The organism is Vibrio sp. 10N.261.55.F4 (assembly GCF_041470465.1).
GTDB classification, from domain to species: Bacteria; Pseudomonadota; Gammaproteobacteria; order Enterobacterales; family Vibrionaceae; genus Vibrio; species Vibrio crassostreae_C.
Genome location: NZ_JBFRMM010000021.1, coordinates 202720 through 224266 on the forward strand (window position 1 = coordinate 202720; position 21547 = coordinate 224266).

At 45.7% G+C, this 21547-nt stretch carries 21 protein-coding genes; 14 read left to right on the top strand and 7 right to left on the bottom strand.

All coding sequences use genetic code 11. From position 1 onward, the window contains the following. Positions 1-9 precede the first annotated feature (9 nt). The gene (locus AB4249_RS12365) at positions 10-438 is read left to right on the top strand and encodes an ATP-dependent zinc protease (protein ID WP_372103366.1); all 429 of its coding nucleotides are present in this window, start codon (positions 10-12) and stop codon (positions 436-438) included. A gap of 146 nt (positions 439-584) precedes the next feature. Here AB4249_RS12365 and AB4249_RS12370 read toward each other — a convergent pair whose 3' ends face one another. Further along, complete coding sequence (locus AB4249_RS12370; RefSeq protein ID WP_372103369.1) at positions 585-1373, bottom strand: MBL fold metallo-hydrolase; 789 nt, start codon at positions 1371-1373, stop codon at positions 585-587. Positions 1374-1575: 202 nt separating this feature from the next. Between AB4249_RS12370 and AB4249_RS12375 the strand changes: the two genes are divergently transcribed. The 7 genes from AB4249_RS12375 (at position 1576) to AB4249_RS12405 (ending at position 8704) form a co-directional block, all read left to right on the top strand. Continuing rightward, positions 1576-2178, top strand: coding sequence for a 2OG-Fe(II) oxygenase (locus tag AB4249_RS12375; protein WP_372103372.1), 603 nt, complete (start codon positions 1576-1578; stop codon positions 2176-2178). Positions 2179-2465: 287 nt separating this feature from the next. Beyond that, positions 2466-3758: an extracellular solute-binding protein gene (locus AB4249_RS12380; RefSeq protein ID WP_017064900.1), complete on the top strand. Its 1293-nt coding sequence runs from the start codon at positions 2466-2468 to the stop codon at positions 3756-3758. A 209-nt stretch (positions 3759-3967) separates the two neighbouring features. Continuing rightward, the gene (locus AB4249_RS12385; RefSeq protein WP_017071586.1) at positions 3968-4849 is read left to right on the top strand and encodes an ABC transporter permease subunit; all 882 of its coding nucleotides are present in this window, start codon (positions 3968-3970) and stop codon (positions 4847-4849) included. Positions 4850-4887: 38 nt separating this feature from the next. Continuing rightward, positions 4888-5730: a sn-glycerol-3-phosphate ABC transporter permease UgpE gene (ugpE, locus tag AB4249_RS12390; protein WP_372103376.1), complete on the top strand. Its 843-nt coding sequence runs from the start codon at positions 4888-4890 to the stop codon at positions 5728-5730. Continuing rightward, entirely contained in the window at positions 5720-7030 is a 1311-nt protein-coding gene (gene ugpC / locus AB4249_RS12395) for a sn-glycerol-3-phosphate ABC transporter ATP-binding protein UgpC (RefSeq protein WP_372103379.1), read from the top strand. Before ugpE ends, ugpC begins: the two co-directional genes overlap by 11 nt. A 56-nt stretch (positions 7031-7086) precedes the next feature. Then, positions 7087-7806 carry a glycerophosphodiester phosphodiesterase family protein gene (locus tag AB4249_RS12400; RefSeq protein ID WP_372103382.1) on the top strand — a complete coding sequence of 240 codons (720 nt, stop codon included), beginning with the start codon at positions 7087-7089 and terminating at the stop codon, positions 7804-7806. A 160-nt stretch (positions 7807-7966) separates the two neighbouring features. Then, complete coding sequence (locus AB4249_RS12405) at positions 7967-8704, top strand: sulfite exporter TauE/SafE family protein (protein ID WP_372103385.1); 738 nt, start codon at positions 7967-7969, stop codon at positions 8702-8704. Positions 8705-8808: 104 nt separating this feature from the next. Here the strand turns inward: AB4249_RS12405 and AB4249_RS12410 are convergent, their stop codons facing one another. Both AB4249_RS12410 and AB4249_RS12415 read right to left on the bottom strand, forming a co-directional pair. Further along, entirely contained in the window at positions 8809-9582 is a 774-nt protein-coding gene (locus tag AB4249_RS12410; RefSeq protein WP_017067270.1) for a murein L,D-transpeptidase family protein, read from the bottom strand. 2 nt (positions 9583-9584) lie between these two features. Further along, positions 9585-10067, bottom strand: coding sequence for a GNAT family N-acetyltransferase (locus AB4249_RS12415; protein ID WP_017064907.1), 483 nt, complete (start codon positions 10065-10067; stop codon positions 9585-9587). A gap of 219 nt (positions 10068-10286) precedes the next feature. On the opposite strand from AB4249_RS12415, the gene AB4249_RS12420 reads away from it, so the two are divergent. The 3 genes from AB4249_RS12420 to grxB all read left to right on the top strand — a co-directional run bounded on the left by AB4249_RS12420 (position 10287) and on the right by grxB (position 12570). Further along, positions 10287-11267, top strand: a complete 981-nt coding sequence (locus AB4249_RS12420; RefSeq protein ID WP_372103387.1) for a Gfo/Idh/MocA family protein — start codon at positions 10287-10289, stop codon at positions 11265-11267. A gap of 164 nt (positions 11268-11431) precedes the next feature. Next, positions 11432-11590, top strand: coding sequence for a hypothetical protein (locus AB4249_RS12425; protein ID WP_004733064.1), 159 nt, complete (start codon positions 11432-11434; stop codon positions 11588-11590). 347 nt (positions 11591-11937) lie between these two features. Further along, entirely contained in the window at positions 11938-12570 is a 633-nt protein-coding gene (gene grxB, locus AB4249_RS12430) for a glutaredoxin 2 (RefSeq protein ID WP_372103390.1), read from the top strand. Positions 12571-12729: 159 nt separating this feature from the next. Here grxB and AB4249_RS12435 read toward each other — a convergent pair whose 3' ends face one another. Continuing rightward, positions 12730-13563: a pyruvate, water dikinase regulatory protein gene (locus tag AB4249_RS12435; RefSeq protein ID WP_017060559.1), complete on the bottom strand. Its 834-nt coding sequence runs from the start codon at positions 13561-13563 to the stop codon at positions 12730-12732. Between the two features lie 178 nt (positions 13564-13741). Between AB4249_RS12435 and ppsA the strand changes: the two genes are divergently transcribed. After that, positions 13742-16114 carry a phosphoenolpyruvate synthase gene (gene ppsA, locus AB4249_RS12440; protein ID WP_050645846.1) on the top strand — a complete coding sequence of 791 codons (2373 nt, stop codon included), beginning with the start codon at positions 13742-13744 and terminating at the stop codon, positions 16112-16114. A 103-nt stretch (positions 16115-16217) separates the two neighbouring features. On the opposite strand, the gene AB4249_RS12445 is transcribed toward ppsA, so the two are convergent. Both AB4249_RS12445 and AB4249_RS12450 read right to left on the bottom strand, forming a co-directional pair. Further along, positions 16218-17009 carry a hypothetical protein gene (locus AB4249_RS12445; RefSeq protein WP_017060557.1) on the bottom strand — a complete coding sequence of 264 codons (792 nt, stop codon included), beginning with the start codon at positions 17007-17009 and terminating at the stop codon, positions 16218-16220. 66 nt (positions 17010-17075) lie between these two features. Continuing rightward, positions 17076-18431, bottom strand: coding sequence for a serine hydrolase (locus tag AB4249_RS12450; RefSeq protein WP_017060556.1), 1356 nt, complete (start codon positions 18429-18431; stop codon positions 17076-17078). 92 nt (positions 18432-18523) lie between these two features. On the opposite strand from AB4249_RS12450, the gene AB4249_RS12455 reads away from it, so the two are divergent. Next, positions 18524-19498, top strand: coding sequence for an AraC family transcriptional regulator (locus AB4249_RS12455; RefSeq protein ID WP_017060555.1), 975 nt, complete (start codon positions 18524-18526; stop codon positions 19496-19498). 262 nt (positions 19499-19760) lie between these two features. Beyond that, entirely contained in the window at positions 19761-21095 is a 1335-nt protein-coding gene (locus tag AB4249_RS12460) for an MATE family efflux transporter (protein WP_102321071.1), read from the top strand. 108 nt (positions 21096-21203) lie between these two features. On the opposite strand, the gene AB4249_RS12465 is transcribed toward AB4249_RS12460, so the two are convergent. Further along, positions 21204-21437, bottom strand: a complete 234-nt coding sequence (locus AB4249_RS12465) for a phosphonate metabolism protein (RefSeq protein ID WP_010428389.1) — start codon at positions 21435-21437, stop codon at positions 21204-21206. Positions 21438-21547 lie beyond the last annotated feature (110 nt).

The window sequence follows — 21547 nt, forward strand, 5'->3', positions numbered from 1 at the left end:
GGAAAGAAAATGAACAATAAAATGATCATAGGGAATACCGAAGCACTTTGCTTACCAGAGTTAGGGATAACTGGACTACATACACGTGTTGATACAGGGGCTAAAACCTCTTCTCTACACGTAGACAATCTACTATGTGTTAAATCAAATGGTGAGAAATTCGTAGAGTTCGACCTTCACCCAGACGTTTATCACCTAGAAGAGACGGTGCGCTGCAAGGCGAAACTGAAAACAAGTAAGAAAATTAAATCATCTAACGGCGAAGTTGAACACCGTTGCGTGATTGAAACCATGCTAAAAATCGGTGGCCAACAATGGCCGATCGATATCACGCTAAGCAACCGTCAAGACATGACTTACATGATGTTGCTTGGACGTCAAGGCATGAGTGACAAAGTGATTGTTGACCCTGCGGGTGAATTCCTGCTGACTCACTAATCCGAGTCATCGTAACCGCTCCACAGGTTATAACTAAAGCTACTCACAACGATATAAGGCCAGTCTCATGACTGGCCTTATTGCTATCTATTTTTCTATTTCTACTTTCAGCTCTGAATACACGACTTTGCATTCAGACTTCTGATCTATTTCTTCGATTTACCATGAGATTGAAAACCAAATCGCCAAATCGATAACAGTAATTTCTTGGTTTTGATTTTCGTCACTCGCCAATGTGTAACAGGCCTTCTTGGGGCACTCATCAGCAGATGTTCAAAAGCCTTCTGACTGAAATCGACTCGCCCGCCATGTGCCACCAGCAAGGTATCAAGCTGCATGTCGTAAATACGCGATACAGACGCTCGATACTTATTAGGGTGAAAGATAGGAAATGGCGGAATCAGCTTCTTCTTAACCTCGACCATTAAATCGGCTACATAAGCCACGCTGTGTGATGGGCAATAGACAGAAAGATCACGGTCGGTATGGCCCGGGGTTTCTAGAACCAACCAATCATCAAATCCCGGAATGCTATCCCCATCAGACAGCTTGTAATCCGGCTTTAACTTTCTTGAATACCATAGGTTTGCTTTAGGCTTGCCTAAGCGGTTCGCCATCCACCTAGCAAGCGCTAAGTCGGTCAGGTGCATCAAAATGCCATCGATGCCGTGATACCAATCCTTGTCTCTGTTTGCTGCCACCAAGTTACAGTTCGTCAGCTTTCTGAGCGTATGCGCAGCGCCTGCATGATCGGGATGCATGTGCGTCACAACTACAGTGTGTAGGTCGCTAAATTCACGGCCAAGCTCATCTTCAATGAAAGCCCTAAGATGAGGAATATCCGCACGGCACGCACCATCAAGTAACAGCAACCTATCTGGGTACTCTACGAGATACATGTCTTGGATGTAACCTTTAATGGTATGCAGCTGCAAACCCACTCCTTGTGATAATTCAACTGGTCAGACCTACACCATAGCAAACTCACATTTATTTGTAACAAATTTGTTAACTATAAAATCACATCAAAGTACCATGCTCTTCCGCTCTTTTATCGTGACGACAAAATACGTGATTTGTTGACCTAAGTTATTAGGACTATATATGCGCCTCTAATTTATTGTCTGAGTGCTATACATGAACCAACTAATCGATGCTCTTTCTACCCAAGGCTACTTTGTTTGGGATGACTTCTTAACTCATGAAGAAGTGGTGGCATTGAGGGATTGCATTCCAGAGAACTGGAAAAAGGCTAGGATTGGCCGTAACGATGAAGTAACGCGAGAGTCGACCATTCGTAGTGACAAGATTCAATGGGTGCGCCGCGATATGGGTCAGCCAGCATCTCTGTTCCTAGACAAAATGGAACAAATTCGTTTAGCGGCAAACCAAGCGTTCTTTTTGGGTCTGTTCGAGTACGAAGCGCACTTTGCTAAATACGAAAAAGGCGACTTCTACCAGAAGCACTTAGACTGTTTCAAGGGCAATGAAAACCGCCGCCTGACTACCGTGTTCTACATGAATGACGAGTGGACAGAAGAAGACGCAGGTGAGCTTGTAGTTTACGACCTACAAGACAATCACATCGCAACCATTCCGCCAAAGGGTGGTCGACTGTTGGTATTCTTGTCTGAACAGTTCCCACACGAGGTACTGCCAACCAACACAGAGCGATTCAGTATCGCGGGTTGGTTCCGTATTAACGGTGTGAAAGACAACCAATTGGACATCGCGCACTAAAACTGTATCCACATCGAACCTTCTTCTAAGCCTCTCCATCGAGAGGCTTTTTTATTGAACAACAGTTGTCCAATAAAACGTCTTAAAAACCGAACATGTTCAACATCAAAACCATCAATAACTTTTCTCTTAAATAAAATCGAAACGAATCTTTCATATCAGTGAAACGGTTTAGCCACGTAAGTGAAATATTGCCTGTTCAAGATAGCTTCAAACGACACCCCTACCGTCTCGTTAACACTCTAATCCAATACCTCGATATCGATTTCATCCAAAAGGAAACGAAGATGAATAAGCTAATTTTGGCAGGCGTTCTTTCCGCAACAGCGGCAATGCCAGCGTTCGCAACGACTCAAGTCACTTGGTGGCACGCAATGGGCGGCCAGCTTGGAGAAACAGTAAACAAAATTGCGACCGACTTTAATGCGTCACAAGATGATTACGAGATCACGCCAATCTACAAAGGTTCATACACAGAGACCTTAACAGCCGGTATCGCGGCATACCGAGCAGGTGAAGCACCCAATATTCTGCAAGTCTTCGATGCAGGCGCAGCAACCATCATGAACGCGAAAGACGTCGCGAAACCGGTACAGGATATTCTGGTTGAGTCGGGTTACAACTTTAATTCAAACGACTACCTAGCGGGCGTTCGTAACTTCTATGCCGACAACCAAGGCAAGATGGTTGGTATGCCTTTCAACAGTTCGACACCGGTTCTTTACTACAACAAAGATCTTCTCGCGGAAGTGGGTGCAGACGCGCCTAAAACTTATGAAGAACTAGAAGTGGTCGCTAAGAAACTGAAGGCTGAAGGACACATCGCGTTTTCTCAATCTCTGACGCCGTGGATCATGTTCGAGAACTTTAAGTCTCGCCACAACCTGCCAGTCGCAGATCAAAACAACGGCTACGATGGCTTGTCCACTAAGATCATGTTCAACACCAAAGACATGATGATGCACGTTAGCAAGATGAAAGAGTGGTCAGATCTAGGTTACTACAAGTATTACGGCAGCGACTGGGATGCAAACCAAACCCCTTTCGAGCGCCAAGAAGTGGCGATGTGGATGGGTTCTTCAGGCTCATTCGGTGGCTTACGTAATCGCGTACCTTTCGAACTCGGCACCACATACCTTCCATACTGGAAATCGGTTAACCCAGACGCAGGCTTAACCTTCATTGGCGGTGCTGCTCTGTTTGCACTCAATGGCCATGACCAACAGCAAGACAAAGGTGTAGCAGCGTTCTTTGATTACCTGACGAAGCCTGAAACTCAAGTCTACTGGCACAAAACCACTGGTTATGTACCTGTAACAACGGCTGCCTATGAGCTAGCGAAAGAGTCTGGCTACTACAACGAACAACCAGATGCAGAAGTGGGCGTTAAGCAGCTAAGCCTAAAATCGGGCGAATGGACTAAAGGTTACCGCTTAGGTTACTACCCTCAAATTCGTGAAGTGATGCATCGTGAATTCGACAATATCTTCGCCGACCGCTCTAGCGTCGAGAACAGCCTAGATAAAGTCGAAGATGAGAGCAGCAAACTGCTGAAACGCTTTGCTCGTACGATGAACTAATTTGGCTTAATAAACCAAAGCCGTTCATTGCTCCTCACCACTTGTCACTGCGTCATTAAAAACGTAATGGCAAGGTGTGAGGAGATTCTTCACTAGCGCCATTTCTTGCTCCAAAAACTACAACTCAACTGGATGCATTCCTTTGCTATAGCGCTAGTGCTCACCGTAACTAACAGTGATAACAGTCACTAATTTTTGGGGATTACCCTGTGGAACGACGTCAGCAATTCTTTCACTCTCCGCTGCCTTACCTATTTTTGGCGCCTCAGATACTCATCATTGCGGTTTTCTTTATCTACCCAGCGGCAAAGGCAGTTTACCTGTCCTTCATGCTAGAAGACCCTTGGGGCACCTCTTCCATCTTCGTGTGGTTCGAAAACTATCAGATGCTATTCGAATCGAGCGAGTATCTGAACTCGATTGGCTTCACATTAATGTTCGCAATCGTGGTCTCTTTCTTATCGCTTGCCTTAGCGCTGCTGCTCGCGGTTAAAGCCGACAACATCATTCACGGACAAGGCGCTTACAAGGTCACTCTTACTTGGGTTTACGCGGTTGCTCCTGCGATTGCAGGCGTAATCGGTGCTTTCTTGTTTAACCCACACATTGGCGTGTTTACCGAGATATTTGCGGTTATAGGCTGGGACTTTAGCTTCCAAACCGACCCTTTAGATGCCACGTTTGCTCTGATTTTGGTTTCGGTTTGGAAACAGGTTTCGGTGAATTTCATCTACTTTCTGGCTGGGCTTCAATCGATCTCTTACGCCGTAAAAGAAGCGGCGATGCTCGATTGCGTCAGCGACTCAAAACGTTTCTGGACCATTACTTTCCCGCTACTCGCACCTACAGGCTTCTTTCTTCTGGTCATCAACCTCACCTACTCGTTCTTTGAAACCTTTGGCGTGATCGACACCATGACCAATGGCGGCCCAGGTGGCGGCACAACGTCGTTGGTGTACAAGGTGTATCGAGACGGGTTTGTTGGCGCAGATTTAGGCGGCAGCTCTGCGCAGTCAGTTGTGTTGTTGCTACTGGTACTCACTCTTACATTTATCCAGTTTCGCGTTGTAGAAAAGCGTGTTCACTACTAGCCCACCACAGCTAGGTTTTAACGCGACAGGAGTTATTTATGAAAAGTAATAAGGTCTATGACCACCTAATTCTAATTGCTGGGATGCTGTTTATGTTGGTCCCTATCTGGCTAATCTTCGCCAGCTCGACGCATAACCCGAACACCATTGTCAGCGAGGGCCTGCAATGGCTGCCAGGCGATAACTTTACGGCCATTTATAGCGAAGCTTGGAACAAAAGCATGGGCTTCAGTGGCGAAGTCACCGCCAGCAAAATGATCGCCAACTCGATGATCATGGGGCTAGGTTTTGCGATCGGTAAGATCATCATTTCGATGATGGCTGCGTATGCTTTGGTCTACTTCAGACTGCCTTATGCTACAGCTTGGTTCTGGTTGATCTTCGTGACGCTTTTGCTGCCATTAGAAGTGCGCATTATCCCTTCCTATGAAGTTGTCGCAAGGCTTGGGCTGCTTAATAGCTACACAGGTTTAATTCTGCCTTTGATCGCCTCAGCCACCGCGACGTTCTTTTTTAGGCAGTTCTTCAAAACCATCCCCGATGAATTGTTAGAAGCCGCTCAGCTAGATAACGCAGGTCCGTTTCGATTCTTTGTCGACATCTTATTGCCACTGTCTAAAACCATGATTGCCGCAATCTTCATCATCATGTTTGTGGTGGGTTGGAACCAATATCTGTGGCCAATCATGATGACCACGGACGAAGGCTACAACACCATCGTGATGGGCATCAAACAAGTACTCAACAACATCAATGAAACCAGTTTACCGCGCTACGACTATGTTTTTGCCATGGTGATTTTAGCTATGTTGCCACCCGTTTTAGTAGTGGTTGTATTTCAGCGTTGGTTTGTAAAAGGGCTAGTAGAAAGTGAAAAATAATAACGACACAACTCAAATGAACGATAACCGCATTCAATCACTCGCTGAGTACAAGATATCTCACCTGCCTTCTCACCAAGCTATCCACAAAAATACAGAGGACACCCCGATGCCAAAGTTAAAACAAACGTTAGGGCACACCCAAGCCACTCACAACCATACGCACAAAGCACCTACCATGTTAGGCATCAAAAACTTGGTAAAGACTTATGAGAACGGTCATCGTGCAGTGAAAGATGTCTCGCTTGAGATCGAAAAGGGTGAATTTCTTGTATTGGTTGGCCCATCGGGCTGCGGCAAGTCTTCTATCCTACGTTCAATTGCGGGGTTGGAAAGCATCTCTGGCGGAGAGATTCACTTAGGTGGCCGCCGTGTTGATAACGAAAAGCCAGCTCAACGAGATATCGCAATGGTCTTTCAAAATTACGCACTCTACCCTCACATGACGGTATACAAAAACCTCGCTTATGGTTTAAAGAACCGAGGTGTCAGCCAACACGTAATTGAAGAGAAGATTGAGAAAGTCGCCAAGACACTAAAGATCGAAGAGTACCTAGACCGCAAGCCAGCCAAGCTTTCGGGTGGTCAGCGCCAGCGCGTTGCTATGGGACGAGCGATTGTACGCGACCCTCAACTGTTCCTGTTTGACGAGCCTTTGTCTAACCTAGATGCCTCATTGCGCGCTCACATGAGGTTAGAAATCAAAAAGCTACAACGCGAGCTAGGCGTAACCAGTATTTACGTGACTCATGACCAAGTCGAAGCCATGACACTGGCAGATAGAATCGTGGTTCTCAACAAAGGTCAGATAGAACAAGTCGGCACACCAAGAGAAGTTTACCACCAGCCTGCCAGTACCTTTGTGGCAAGCTTTATTGGCAGCCCCGCGATGAACTTCCTAACTGCCACGCTCGATGATGGCTATCTTGAAATCGGTGATCAACAAATGTACCTGCCAGAGTACGCGCACGTTAAGAACGCGACTATCACGCTTGGCATTCGCCCTGAACACTCTGAGGTTTGTTCCGAATTAAAAATGAACACCTTGCCTCTCGAACTGCGTATCAGTGTGGTTGAGCCATTGGGGCCGAATCAATTGGTTCATGGCCTGGTGAACGACCAACTCTTTATCGCCGTCACGCCAGAAACGACACTATGCCAAGTACTGCCGCTCGGAGTAAGCATTAATAAATCCAACCTGCATATTTTTGACAGTCGTGGGAAGCGTATTCAGCCGAATAACTTTACTTCACAAGAGTCACGCGAAGAGACGACAAGCATAACGACGGCTCTCGCTTAATCGAGTACACTGATATTTAATGCGTTTTTACGGTGCGTCTTTAAGAAGGATTAATTATGTCGTCTATCATCGTAGGCCATCGGGGTGTAGCAGGTACTCACCCAGAAAATACCAAAGCAAGCATTGAACAAGCCGCTAAACTCGGCTTGAAATGGATTGAAGTAGATATTCAGCCAACTCAGGATGATCAACTTGTGGTTTGTCACGACCACACCCTTGAGCGCTGCAGCGATGGCAAGGGTCGTGTCGACGAACACACCCTTGCAGAACTGCGTCAGCTCGATTTTGGCAGTTGGAAGTCTGAGCAGTTCGCTGGTGAAAGAATATTGACGTTGGAAGAGTTGCTCGCGCTTGCTGAACAGCATGATCTCAGCGTGAACTTAGAGATCAAAGTCGACAGTCGACATCAAGCGCCTCATGTCGTTGATTTGCTGCACGACGAGTTGATTCGCTCAAATCTAGACACCGATAAGGTCTTACTTTCGAGCTTCAGCCATAAGGTGGTTGCTGAAATGACTCGTCATTTACCGAGATATCGAGTGGGAGTAATCACAGAGCAACTGACTCAAGATGATCTTATGCTCATCAATGAGGTCAAAGCGTTCAGCTGTCACATGAACTACGAGCATGTGAATCAGAGCGATCTTGATACACTGAGTGAAGCAAACATTCAAACTTGGTGCTACACAGTAAACGATCCGTCTCACTTCAAATTCATCTCAAAAGTAGATGCCGTATTCACTGATTTTCCGAATCAATTTACCTCTATAAATTGACCAAACAAATACCGCAAAAACAACCCCGAGAGACTTTAAAATTAACTCTCGGGAAACCTTAAAATTAGGTAGCAAACACAAGTGAGTAGGAGTACATTCCGCTACTCACTTGGTTTCATTAGCTCGCTCTATACAGACAGCTTCATTGGTTACTTAATTTATGGATCTCATTTTTAGTCCAACCTTCCCAATTTTGGGTGCAATCTTCATTTTCGCCGCTATTGTTCGTGGCTTCTCAGGTTTCGGTTTCACCTTAGTGGCATTGCCATTAAGTGCGTTATTCGAGCCTGTTATCGAACTGGTTCCCGCCTTCATGTTGATCGATCTCCTAGGCAATGTTCAATTACTGCCTAAAGTTCGAAAGCATGTTAACTGGCGCTGGGTTTTAAAGGTATTTATCCCTTGTTTTGCCTTCACACCAGTCGGCTTACTTCTGCTTAAATCCGTTAGCCAAGACACGATCATCTTGATCATCAGTGCCTTCATTTTTGCGTCTGCACTTATGATCTACAAAGGTTTCCAGTACAAAAGCGAACCTAGATTTACTCCCTATATTCTAGGAAGCCTTGCGGGTGTAATGAACGGCGCGGCTTCGATGTCAGGGCCTCCAATTGGCACTCATGCATTAGCAAGCCCAGTCGCTCCGCACATTGCCAGAGCAGGCCTGATAGCCTTCTTTGTATTGGCTGATTCCACTGCGTTTGTTTCGGCATCTATCGCTGGGTTAGTCGACCGCGATGTAGTTTGGCTGACTCTCGCGCTTCTACCAAGCAGCATGCTTGGCGGTTATGTGGGTTCTAAACTGTTCGAAAGATTTGGTGGAGCGAAGTTTAAGCCAGTCACCATTGCATTGCTGATTGTGATTGCAATATTCAGTGCAGGTCGAGTCTTACTGTAACGGCTTTAGCGTTTAATTTTGGACGTTGCTTTTACGAATTGGTTTCGCGAATTGATTGCGCTAATTGACTGCGGAAAGTGATTAAGAAAACTGGGTACCAATGACTACCATTCGATATGGATAGGGGTACCCATTTTTACAAGTTGGAGAAACTCATCCATATCTTGATTGGTTAACGCGATACAGCCATCCGTCCAATCAAAGCTTTGAATAAAGCTCGGCGAACGACGCTCGCCGTTTTTGATGCCATGGATTTTGATGTTCCCTCCAGGGTCTACATCATTTTGCTCCGCCCATTGCATATCCGAAGGTTGCGGGTAGTTAATGTGTACTGAACGATAAAAGTCTGACTCTTCCATCACATAATCGAGCTGGTATTCCCCTTCCGGCGTTCGGTTGTCCCCTTCAAAGCGTTTATGCCCTTTCGGTTGTTTGCCTAGCGCAATACGAAACTCCTGAATCACCTCTTCACCTTTTAGCAGATACATCCTACGTTTCGATTTATCGACTTTAACTAACGTAACCACTTGCGACAGCGAATCTATCTCAGATGCGCTATCCGGTACGTTGTAAAACTGTCGAGAGGAACTTTGAGGTGGACGTTTCGATGACCCTTGAGAAAGCTGAGCTACCTTTTCATCAGGGCTACTGTTAAGAACATCATCCACAATAATCACATGCTCGGAGTTTGAGCTCGTGGAAGAGGTTGAGTTAGATGAAGACGTTGAGACACGTTGAGAATGAGCCGGTGCAGACTCGAATACGATGGTTTCGATAGCGGTCGCGTCAGAGACTATTTTCTCGACCACGACTTGCTCAGCATTCGCGTTCGAAGCCACAAACAGTAAACACAGTGATAAAGGCAGAAACAGACGCACCTTTAGATCTCCTCAAAACGCATGGACATGGTTCGTGACTGAGTTTCCATTCCTAACGACTCATAGAAACCCTGAGCTTGTTGGTTAAACTCCATTACCTCCAACCTAAGTTCTATCGCTCCTCTCGCCTGCGCCCATTGATTAAAAGACTTCATTAACGCTCGACCAGCACCTTTGCTCTGAACCTGATCGTTCACCACAATCGTATTGACCCTTGCCACCTTGTGCGGCTGAATAAAACTGACGCCTTTGTTCTGCGTTACCTTACCCGCTAAAAAGCCAACGACTTGCTTGTCGTCTACTGCAACCAAGAAAGCGCCAAGTGGGTCAAGCATCAAACCTAACCAATACTCTTCACTGTCGGCCAAGCCTTGTGACGCTGGTGCAAATACCATAGGCGCACCAAGATGATGTTGACGGTTTATCTGCTCAGAGAGCGCTAAGATCGCGTTAATATCAGTTACCTTGGCCGTCCGGATTTGCATATCATCACCTTGTTTGAATTCAATAACACCTTAGCAAAAATGGCTTAGTTGTGCACCGTTACACTGGTCAACTCAGACGCTCTGTGAAGGCTGAACATTAATATTAGGCACTATGTTTAGGGAAATTGTTCCGTAAATCTCAGGCACATTGCCAGCCGTTGAGTGCTACTATCTCTGCAGAATCAATATACTAACGACGACTAACGACTGGATACCTATATGATTAAGTTTGCTGTAATTGGAACCAATTGGATTACACAAAAGTTTGTTCAAGCTGCGCACGAATCTCAATCGATGCAACTTGCTGCGGTTTACTCTCGAAATCTAGACAGCGCGGCACAGTTCGCCCAAGAATTTGACGTTGAAACCACGTATGACTCACTCGACGCATTGGCCAATGACAACACTGTAGAAGCCGTGTACATCGCTTCCCCTAACTCACTGCATTGCGAGCAATCTATCTTCATGATGGAACACGGCAAGCATGTTATCTGTGAAAAGCCGGTTGCATCAAATATTGATGAAGCAACACGCATGTTCGAAGTCGCTGAGAAAAACGGTGTGGTGCTGTTTGAGGCGTATAAATCTCAATTCCTACCGAACTTTAAGCAAGTTCAACTTGGGTTAGAAAAGATTGGCAAGGTACATAAAGCACACATCAACTACTGCCAGTATTCATCGCGCTACCAAAAATACCTAAACGGCGAGAACCCAAATACCTTCAACCCAGCTTTTTCTAACGGCTCATTGGTCGATATTGGCTTTTACTGTGTTGCCGCGACAGTCGCGCTATTTGGCAAACCTGAAAACGCACAGGCTTCTGCAAAGCTACTTGATTCAGGTGTCGATGCTCATGGCTGTGCGATCTTCCAATACCCTGAGTTTGATGTGACCCTTGCGCACTCCAAAGTCAGCGACTCTTATGCGCCAAGCGAGATCCAAGGTGAATTAGGGGCGATCATCATCGATCACATCGCTGAATGCACCGACATTAAGATCCGCTACCGCGATGGCACGGTAGAAAACCTCACCCAAGCGCAAAGCGAAAATTCAATGTGTTACGAGGCGCAAGCCTTTGCTAGTTGCATTGCTGGAGACAACACAACACAAGCGCAAGCCCAACAGCGCGCTTTAACGGTTGCCAAGTTAATTACAGAGATGCGCCAACAAGTTGGTGTCGTTTATCCGGCAGACAAATAACATCGCTGAATGAGTTAACAAACTGATTTTTAAGAAATACTGTTTTATGCATAACTAAATTTAATCTTTACGACAAATAACCGGATTAGTCGATTGGGGTGCCATCTGTTTAAATCCGCGTTCGATATCTATCGTATTTATTTAATTTATTGAAGGTGTGTAAAGTGTTTTCAGTTGACGATCGCGTTGTAGCAACAAAAGGTGTTGAGCTTGGTGAAATGGTAGTGACTGGCCTAAGTGCTGGTGGTGGCTACGTTCACGTTACAACGGTAGAAGGCGCAATGACGCTTACTTACCCAGCACAAGACCTTAAAAAAGCATAGTTTAACCACTCTGCCCTTTTAGTAGTCACTCTACTAAAGGTAACAAAATTGAGGCTTTGGCTGACTTCACTCTTCTGCATTAGAGTAAGCAGCCAGAGCCTTTTTTATGCCCGTCATTTACCCACTAGCTTTCTCATTCGCTTACTCGTTACAATAAAACCGCACTCAACTGACAATAGAATTAGGCAACGAGTTTCTACACTAAGTGCTTATTCCCATCGTTCTCTTGATATCCCCGAGCACTTAATCGCAGTGAATAGTTCTTGTTAACAAAGGCTTATTGTCTGCGAAAGTTTCTGGTACATTAGCATCATCTTATACTAAGAAAGACCCGAATGAGGGAAGCTATGAAGCTTTACATTTACGACCACTGCCCTTTCTGTGCAAGAGTCTCCTACATTGCTCAATCGCTAGGCTTGAACATTGAGCTTGTTTCTGTCGATTATGATGATGCCCAAACCCTTATCGATCTGATCGGTAAAAAGATGATGCCCGTCTTACAAAAAGACGATGGCTCTATCATGGCAGAGAGCCTAGATATCATCGCGTACTTCATGGACTTGAAATCAAGCGATGAGCAGCGTGTGCCATCTGAGCAAGTGACTGTGTTCCAAACTCGCGCATTCCCTCTTACTCAACAGATTGGACGCCCACGTTGGTGGAACCTCGACTTGGCTGAATATCGCTCTGCTGGAGCCAAAGAAGCTTGGCGTGCCAGTAAAGAGACCGAAGGTTTTAACTTCGAAGAACTGTTAGAAAAGACGCCTCAGTTCGTTCAACTGATTAACCCATTACTGAAAGATGCCGAACTCTTACTGGATCTAGAGAATGGTGAGTCATCACTGCCTCTAGTCGATCAAGCGGTGTATTTCTCGATGCTTCGTGGCTTTTGCGTAGAACCAAGCATCACATGGCCACCAGCACTTGAACGCTGGTTAGAAAAGAAAAGTGAAACGCTAAAGCTGTCTTTACTTCGCTAGAAAGCTATCTCGATTAAGAAAGCAAGCTCTGATTAAGAAAACAAGCTCTGACTCGCAAGCGACTACAACGAGCACAAACAAAAAATCGAAGCTCTCAGGTGTAAACTGCGTGCTTCGATTTTCTTTTATCTGGCCATTCTATTTCTCTAAGGCTTTGTCTTACAGCAGACGCCTTCTCAAACCTGTTCGCTCCAAGATTCGTGTCGAAATTTCTTCAACCGATAGTGAAGAGGTGTTGATGTAAGGTATCGCTTCTCGACGGAACATCGCCTCTACCGTTTGCAATTCATACAAACATTGTGAGTCACTGGCGTATTCGCTGCCTGCTAAGCGGTTCTCACGAATTTCAGTGAGCCTTTCTGCATCAATGGTCAAACCAAACAGCTTATGTCGGTAAATCTCAAACTCTGGCAACAGCTTTAAGCGTGCCAAGTCATCGTGGATAAATGGGTAGTTTGCTACGCGTAAGCCAAACTGCATCGCCATATACAAACTTGTTGGTGTTTTGCCACTTCGAGAAACACCCAACAAGATGATGTCGGCTTCTTCCAGCCCTTTTAGCGTGATGCCATCATCATGCGCGAGCGTGTACTCAATCGCAGCAATACGGTCGAAATACTTCACCGAGTCCTTGTTTACACTGCGTGAGCGCTGCAACTTAGGAACAGGCGCCATCTGAATGTCATCCTGTACTTTCTGCACGATGCTCTCTAACACGTCATAACAGTGCGCGGGCGCTTCTAGCAATTTGGTTTTGATATCAGGTATCACAATCGAAAAGAACACTAGCGGTTCTAATCCGGTATCACGATACGAAATTTCAATCTCTTTTAATAAATCAGAAAGTTTGTCCTCACTTTCCACAAACGGAAAGGTTTTTTCATTGGCTTTAAAAGGGAATTGACCTAGAACAACATGCCCTAAAGTCTCACATGTTATGGCCGTTCCATCAGAAACATAGAATACATCACGACTTTGAATATCAATTTGCATTTTTTATTTAATGTTTAAAATTATTTTGAGTAGGATGGTAACCATAATATAGATAATAAAACCCTGCTGACTATTACGTCCCCCACAGCTTTAGAAAATAATTTACATTTTTTTAAACTGACACGTAATCGTTTGCCTTTAAATCCCTACAATGCTTGCTATGTTTCTGGAGAAATAAATGCAAAATAATACCCTATGGTTCAATGGCCTATCCATGGAAGATGTCGACAAAGTCGGCGGTAAGAACGCCTCACTGGGCGAGATGGTTTCTAACCTGTCCAATGCTGGTGTTTCTGTACCTAATGGTTTTGCTACCACCTCTTATGCGTTTAACGACTTTCTTGACTACAAAGGTCTTGATGAGCGCATCCACCAACTACTTGATGAACTTGATGTTGAAGACGTTGACGCACTGCGTAAGACAGGTGCAACGATTCGACAATGGGTTCTAGACGCACCCTTCCCAGAATCACTAGAGCAAGACATCCGTGATAACTACCGCGAGCTAATCGAAGACAACGAAGAATTGTCTGTAGCTGTGCGTTCATCTGCAACCGCAGAAGACCTTCCAGATGCTTCATTCGCAGGCCAGCAAGAAACCTTCCTTAACGTGAAAGGCATCGACGCGGTACTCGAAGCAACCAAGCACGTTTACGCGTCACTGTTTAACGACCGCGCTATCTCTTACCGTGTACACCAAGGCTTTGACCACCGTGGCATTTCATTGTCTGCGGGTATCCAGCGCATGGTTCGCTCAGACAAAGCCTCTTCAGGTGTGATGTTCACGCTTGATACTGAGTCTGGCTTCGACCAAGTGGTATTCATCACCTCTTCTTGGGGCTTGGGTGAAATGGTTGTACAGGGCGCAGTGAACCCAGACGAATTCTACGTTCACAAGCCAATGTTAGAAGCGGGTCACTACCCAATCGTTAAAAAGACGTTTGGTTCTAAGTTGATCAAGATGATCTACTCGACCAATCAAGAAATCGGCAAGCAAGTCGATATCATCGACACCGACACTCAAGAGCGTAACGAGTTCTCACTCAACGATGAAGAGATCAAAGAGCTAGCAAAACAAGCGATGATCATCGAGAAGCACTACCAACGTCCAATGGACATTGAGTGGGCGAAAGATGGCATCGACGGCAAGCTTTACATCGTTCAGGCTCGCCCAGAAACCGTATGTTCTCAAAGCGATCAAAACGTTATCGAGCGTTACGAGCTAAACAATAAGGCGGATGTCTTGGTTGAAGGCCGCGCTATCGGTCAGCGTATCGGCTCTGGCCCTGTTCGCTTGGTTGATTCTCTAGACCAAATGTCACTGGTTCAAGAAGGCGACGTGCTGGTAACTGACATGACAGACCCAGACTGGGAACCTGTGATGAAGAAAGCGTCTGCGATTGTGACTAACCGTGGTGGCCGTACTTGTCACGCTGCGATCATTGCTCGCGAGCTTGGTATCCCAGCGATTGTTGGTTGTGGTACAGCAACAAGCAGCCTAAACGATGGCGATACCGTGACAGTGTCATGTTCAGAAGGCGAAACAGGCTACGTTTACAACGGCGAACTCGATTTTGAAATCAAACGTTCTGAGGTTGATGAGCTACCAATGCTACCAACCAAAGTAATGATGAACGTGGGTAACCCAGATCGTGCCTTCGACTTTGCACAAATCCCGAACGAAGGTGTTGGCCTTGCTCGTCTAGAATTCATCATCAACAAGATGATCGGTATTCACCCTAAAGCGCTGCTTAACTTCGATGCACAAACGGATGAGCTAAAAGCGGAAATCAACGAACGTATTCGTGGCTACAAAGATCCTATCGATTTCTACGTAAGCAAATTAACAGAAGGCATCGCGACTATCGCTTCTGCATTCTGGCCTAAGCGTGTGATCGTACGTATGTCTGACTTTAAGTCGAACGAGTACAGCAACCTAGTCGGCGGTAAAACGTTTGAACCGCATGAAGAGAACCCAATGCTGGGCTTCCGTGGTGCATCTCGTTACATCTCACCAGTATTCGAAGACTGTTTCGAGCTAGAAACTCAAGCGATCAAACGCGTTCGCAACGAAATGGGCCTTAAGAACGTTGAAATCATGATCCCATTCGTTCGTACTCCAAGCGAAGCGGCATCGGTTATCGACATTCTGGCTAAATTCGACCTTCGCCGTGGCGACCAAGGTCTGAAAGTGATCATGATGTGTGAGCTACCATCGAACGCAATCTTGGCTGATGAGTTCTTGAAGTACTTCGATGGCTTCTCTATCGGCTCAAACGACATGACGCAACTGACACTTGGCCTCGACCGAGATTCAGGCGATGTGGCACACCTCTTCGATGAGCGTAACCCAGCCGTGAAAGCAATGCTGAAAATGGCGATCGATGCGGCAACCAAAGCGGGTAAATACGTGGGTATTTGTGGCCAAGGCCCATCTGACCATGACGACCTAGCAGAGTGGTTAATGGAGCAAGGCATCAGCTCTGTTTCACTAAACCCGGATACGGTTATCGATACGTGGTTGAAGCTAGGTAACGTTGCTAATAAATAAGTAAATAAGTAAATAAGTAACGCTTCACGCGGTACCTTAACGACAAAAGCCAGTCACGTTGACTGGCTTTTTTAGGTTCTTTCCAAATTAGCTGGCTAGAGCGCTAGAAGTAGTATCTCACACCAACCCAAGCTTCGGTTTGCCAACCATTCGGCATTGGCACACCTTTCACATCAACATCCGCTTTGGTAATGTCATAGCGCGTATTCAACCACCAAGTTCTTGCAGTGTTCATCGGCACATTTAACGATGTTTTAAATGAGAAGTTTTGCATGTCGATATCATCACCAGAAAGATCTTGCCACTCAGGAACCAAAGACACATAAGCGCCAGAGTCACCGAGATGCTTCGCGGTAATCAAACCAAGCGAGTATCCCGTTAAATCATCTTTAGATGAAGTGACGCCAGGGATCTCCATACTACCAGTCATCAGTCCTGCTCTTGGAAATACCAGGAATCCACCGGTATAAGCTGGATTAATCGCAACAACACCGCCAACCGACAATAAGTCATTTTTAATACTGTTGCGCGTATTAATATAATCTAATGAAAGACCCACTTTAGGCGTAGCTTTCGTCCCTGTTTCAAAGACGTGGAAGTACTGAATTCTAGAGTTGCTGTACTCTGTACCGAATTTGTCTGGATCGCGAAGCGCTGTGTTGCTTTCATCGACAAACGTCCCTTCGGCCAGTAGGGCAAACTGCTGACCGTTTTCTAAACCGCCAGAAACTTGCCCTTGAAATTGGATATCTGAACTACCATTCAGCATCAATGCAGCTTGAGTATAAACTTTAGTGACATCAGCAGGATCGATAACACGTTCGGAATCTGAATCGGCATGTGCAGGAAGGGCTAGACCTAAACTCAACGGGATTAATAGAGCAAACTTTTTCATTATATCTCTCGAAAGTCGTTTGCTTCCTCCTTGAAGCCTGGAACATCCTGTTAGGTAATAAATAGATTACTTGTCAGCAAGTAGTTTTGCTGCCGAACGCATTAGTGCAGGGCCTTTATTCTCACCAAAACCTGAGTGGTATGGGTTGGTTGAGAACATCACACCCACAAAGTCACGTGCAGGATCGATGTAAATAAATTGGCCTAGGTTGCCACTTTTCGACATTGCACCGTCATTGAAAATGAAATCAAATTGGTATGCGTTGTAGTCTGCTTTTTCGTTGTATGCGTGCAGTGAACTGCTCTCTTTGCTAGTACCTACGAATGCTTTTGGATCACCGCCGTTGCGGATACGATCAATCACAGCTTGTGACACCACTGGCTCATCAGCCACCGCTTTCCAGCTAGGTGTAAATAGTGTTCCCCAGCGAGCCATGTCTTCTACCGTTGATGAAACCAAGCCAACCGCGATCGCCATGCCATCTGGCGTCAAGTTGAATTGCATTGGTTGACGTGCGTGCACTTTTGACCAAACACGATCTTCGAATACTTGAGTCCAAGTTTTGTTCTCAACGTTTTCAACTAACTTAGTCAGCACCATGGTGTTGATAGATGCGTAACGGAAATGGTCACCGGCTTTTTCACCTTCCAGTTTCTGTGCACCTTGAGCCACTTCCATCCAAGTTTCCATTTCACCCGTTTTTGCACGAGGTGAGTTAAACGATGCCGCAAAGAAACGCACCACATCAGAGTCTGGGTTCAAGATAGACTCTAATGTCTCTTCATTGTCTAGCGCGGTCGACATGTTCAGAACTTGGTGTACTGTGATGCCATCCCAGTTCGTTCCTTTCAATTCAGAAACATACTCAGCGATCTCTTTTTCAGGGTCGACTTTGCCCTCTTCCACTAACATTGCGATCACTGTGCCAACCGTCGTTTTTGCTGTAGATGCCCAAACGTGCGTATCTGTCGGCTTCATACCTGGGTAAGCTTCGTAAACGATCTCCCCTTTGTGAATCAACATAAAGCCTTGGGTACGGAACTGTTCATCCGCCAAGTACTCATCCATTGTCAACTGACCTTTGCTTTCAGTATCAACTTTCAGTGCAGCGAGTCGTGGGTCGATATTTTTGACTAAAGGCTTGTACTCTTCGTTTGGAGCCGCCAGTGCCGTTGGTAGAAACTCACTCATGTGCATGTTGTAGTAAACGCTGTGGTCGCCGCCCATCTGCCAATGAAAGTTATTGAATAACTCACGAGCTGAGTCAGTAAAACTTGGGGTAAATGCTGTGCTCGCCTCTTTCACGGTCAAGGTAACTTGAGCACCTTCAACTTTCAGAGCTTCTTCAACTGGGTTTGCTGCAAGAGCAAATGATGATGGGGTCGCTAACGATACTAGAACGGCAATGTGTTTAAGTTTCATAATTGTTCTCCTGTTTGGGTTAGGAAAAGTATAGGGAGATGCGCTACACTTAATTAGGTCACTTGATGACATTTAATGGTAGGCACAAAACAATGAAAGCATCATCGAACACCACCAGCATACTGCTCACTTCGACCAGTAACATTGCTCCATATATTCAGTATTGTGACAAACATAGACTGGATTGGCGCACCGTCGCCGTTGCGTGCGGTTTACCCATTGAACTGACACAATCCAATCAATGGCTTCCTACACAAGACGTGATTCGCTTCATTCATGGCCTTGAGCGTAAGTTTGGCTATTCGATAGGGATTGAGGTTGGACGTAAGGCCTCTCTAGAGCAATTGTCACCTGAGCTAGACCGAAAAATTGAACAATGCACTTCTCTCGAGCAAGCGGTACGCTGCTTGATTACTGAAATATCGACCTTAAGTAATCACGTCACCATATGGACGGAAAAAAGCGATGGATTGTGGTGGCTGTGTCATCGAAGTTGCTATCACCCATCGACCTCAGGTTTTGAACAAGCAGAATGGTTTCGCGCCCTGACCGTGATTAGCCTATGCCGTAAGTTCATTGACAGTCACTGGCAACCATCACACGCCAAGTTGGTCTCTAAGCACAACAGCGCACGTAAATTACCTAAGCATTTCTTTGATTCTGATATTCAGTTTGAAGAGCAATACGGTGCGTTCTCGATTCCGCTGCCCGATGATTATCGTGCCATTTCAGAACGAAATAGTACCCAAGATTGGCATCACGCTGTCGAGATATTAATAGACACCTATGCGACTCTACCTTGGTTCAATATTGAGTGGTTTGCGACCATGCTCGGCATGACAAAACGAACGCTGCAGAGAAACCTGAAGAGCAAAAACATTCTCTTTAAACAAGCCAAAGAACAAGTTCGGGAAGCTAAAGCAAAACAGCTACTTGAAGAGACCAACCTTTCTGTTCAAGACATCAGTTGGCAAGTGGGTTACAGCGACTTGAGTAATTTCAATCGTGCATTCAAAGGTTGGGTTGGAGTCACGCCACCAAGTTATCGGGATAAAGCGAAACATTAGAAATAGTCGAATGGAAAACCTTTAGACCCAATCCGCTAATATAAAACTCAGAAACAAGATACGACACCTTAAATTTCAATAAGCGAACGCATAAAGTTGCATTGCACAATGCTCACATACCGATGAAACTGTGCAAAGGTAATATCGATAGATTTAATGACATTTATTGGTATCGAGCTAACGTTACGTTATCCTTTACGCAATTCTTCATTGAGTGGATTGTCACTACGACAAACCTACCTTCAAGACTGATAAGAGTGTTATGAATTCTACGACCGCAACTCCCTCGCCTTCTCTTGGCCGACAACTCTATACAATGACATGGCCAATGCTGTTTGGGGTGCTCTCCCTGATGAGCTTCCAACTTGTAGACAGTGCTTTTATTGGCCAGTTAGGCGTACTGCCGCTCGCGGTTCAAGGCTTCACGCTACCAATTCAGATGATCATTATCGGGATTCAAGTCGGACTAGGCATCGCGACAACGGCTGTGATCGCGAGAGCTATTGGGGCTAACGAGATACGCTATGCCAAACAGCTCGGCGGATTAGTCGTTGCGATGGGCAGTGTGAGTGTCGCGCTGTTCTCGGTCATCATCTATCTGTTGCGTGGTCCTATTTTACAACTCCTCGATGCACCACCGACGGTACTGCCGATCATTGATTATTACTGGATCTATTGGCTGGTAAGCTCTTGGACAGGCGCACTGCTCTACTTTTTCTACAGTGTGTGTCGTGCCAATGGTAATACCATGCTGCCCGGTTCGATGATGATCGCGACCAGCATCATCAACTTGATATTGGACCCGATTTTCATATTCACGCTCGACATGGGCATCAACGGAGCCGCGATTGCGACCATCTTGGCGTTCGGTGCGGGTATCTTTATCGTTGCTCCTAAGGTAACTAAGAAGCATTGGATGACATTCGACTGGCACGATCTTGATATCGGCAAGAGTATTCGTTCTATAGGAAACATCATGGGGCCTGCGATGATCAGTCAGCTACTGCCACCAGTCTCTTCGATGCTCGCCACCAAACTGCTTGCAGGCTACGGCACAGCAGCCGTTGCAGCTTGGGCGCTAGGTTCACGTTTTGAGTTCTTTTCGATTGTTGCAGTGCTTGCTCTGACTATGTCGATGCCACCTATGATTGGCCGAATGTTGGGAGAAAAGAACCTAGGGAACATACGTAGTCTTGTGAAGATTGCCGTGATGTTTGTATTAGGATTCCAATTGGTGATCGCACTGGTAACTTGGGTGTTCTCTGGCGGGTTGGCAAATCTCATGACCAGCGAAGACGAAGTCTCGACCATTTTGAACTACCACTTACTTATCGTTCCTATCAGTTTAGGGCCGTTGGGTATCTGTATGCTGATGGTTTCTATCTCGAATGCGCTTGGTAAGTCTTATACTGCCTTAACGATATCAGCACTGCGCCTGTTCGCCTTCTTCTTGCCTTGCTTGTGGATTGGTTCGCAGCTTGCTGGTATTGAAGGCCTGTTCTGGGGTGCCATGGTGGGTAATGTGCTTGCCGGTACATGTGCTTGGTTTATGTACCAACGCGCACTTGGGCAAGTCGAGGCTAAGCTTTCTAATTAATCAGTTAGCGAACTAAACGGCTTGCCAGCTAAACCGCTATAAAGTTATTAAACGAAAAAGCAGCCACTTAGGCTGCTTTTTTAGTTTCAGACTTAAAATATATTGGGGTTAGACTTGCTCAAAGTAAGCCAAAAACTCACCGCAATCTTTTTGGAATGGTGGCAATATTTCTGCTAGTGTTTCATCATCCCAATGCCACCATTCAAAGCTTTCTAATCGCTCGGCATAGCTAGGAGCATCAAACCGAGGACGCAGTTGCCAAACGCAATCGAGTATGGCGGTACGCCTTAAGCAGCGGTTGCCAACGAAAACAATCAAGCAGTTCAGGCCCTGCATCAACATAAATGAGTTAATCATTCCATTGTATCAAAGTACTTCACCAGCCTAAAACTGCAGTACTTCAGTTTCATTCGGGACCATTTTAAAAGGAAGTTATACCAATTAAAGTAAAA

Coding starts and splice junctions, on each gene's coding strand:
- AB4249_RS12365 (WP_372103366.1), top strand. CDS start 10: ATGAACAATAAAATGATCATAGGGAATACCGAAGCACTTTGCTTACCA.
- AB4249_RS12375 (WP_372103372.1), top strand. CDS start 1,576: ATGAACCAACTAATCGATGCTCTTTCTACCCAAGGCTACTTTGTTTGG.
- AB4249_RS12380 (WP_017064900.1), top strand. CDS start 2,466: ATGAATAAGCTAATTTTGGCAGGCGTTCTTTCCGCAACAGCGGCAATG.
- ugpE (WP_372103376.1), top strand. CDS start 4,888: ATGAAAAGTAATAAGGTCTATGACCACCTAATTCTAATTGCTGGGATG.
- AB4249_RS12400 (WP_372103382.1), top strand. CDS start 7,087: ATGTCGTCTATCATCGTAGGCCATCGGGGTGTAGCAGGTACTCACCCA.
- AB4249_RS12405 (WP_372103385.1), top strand. CDS start 7,967: ATGGATCTCATTTTTAGTCCAACCTTCCCAATTTTGGGTGCAATCTTC.
- AB4249_RS12415 (WP_017064907.1), bottom strand. CDS start 10,067: ATGCAAATCCGGACGGCCAAGGTAACTGATATTAACGCGATCTTAGCG.
- AB4249_RS12420 (WP_372103387.1), top strand. CDS start 10,287: ATGATTAAGTTTGCTGTAATTGGAACCAATTGGATTACACAAAAGTTT.
- grxB (WP_372103390.1), top strand. CDS start 11,938: ATGAAGCTTTACATTTACGACCACTGCCCTTTCTGTGCAAGAGTCTCC.
- AB4249_RS12435 (WP_017060559.1), bottom strand. CDS start 13,563: ATGCAAATTGATATTCAAAGTCGTGATGTATTCTATGTTTCTGATGGA.
- ppsA (WP_050645846.1), top strand. CDS start 13,742: ATGCAAAATAATACCCTATGGTTCAATGGCCTATCCATGGAAGATGTC.
- AB4249_RS12445 (WP_017060557.1), bottom strand. CDS start 17,009: ATGAAAAAGTTTGCTCTATTAATCCCGTTGAGTTTAGGTCTAGCCCTT.
- AB4249_RS12450 (WP_017060556.1), bottom strand. CDS start 18,431: ATGAAACTTAAACACATTGCCGTTCTAGTATCGTTAGCGACCCCATCA.
- AB4249_RS12455 (WP_017060555.1), top strand. CDS start 18,524: ATGAAAGCATCATCGAACACCACCAGCATACTGCTCACTTCGACCAGT.
- AB4249_RS12460 (WP_102321071.1), top strand. CDS start 19,761: ATGAATTCTACGACCGCAACTCCCTCGCCTTCTCTTGGCCGACAACTC.
- AB4249_RS12465 (WP_010428389.1), bottom strand. CDS start 21,437: ATGTTGATGCAGGGCCTGAACTGCTTGATTGTTTTCGTTGGCAACCGC.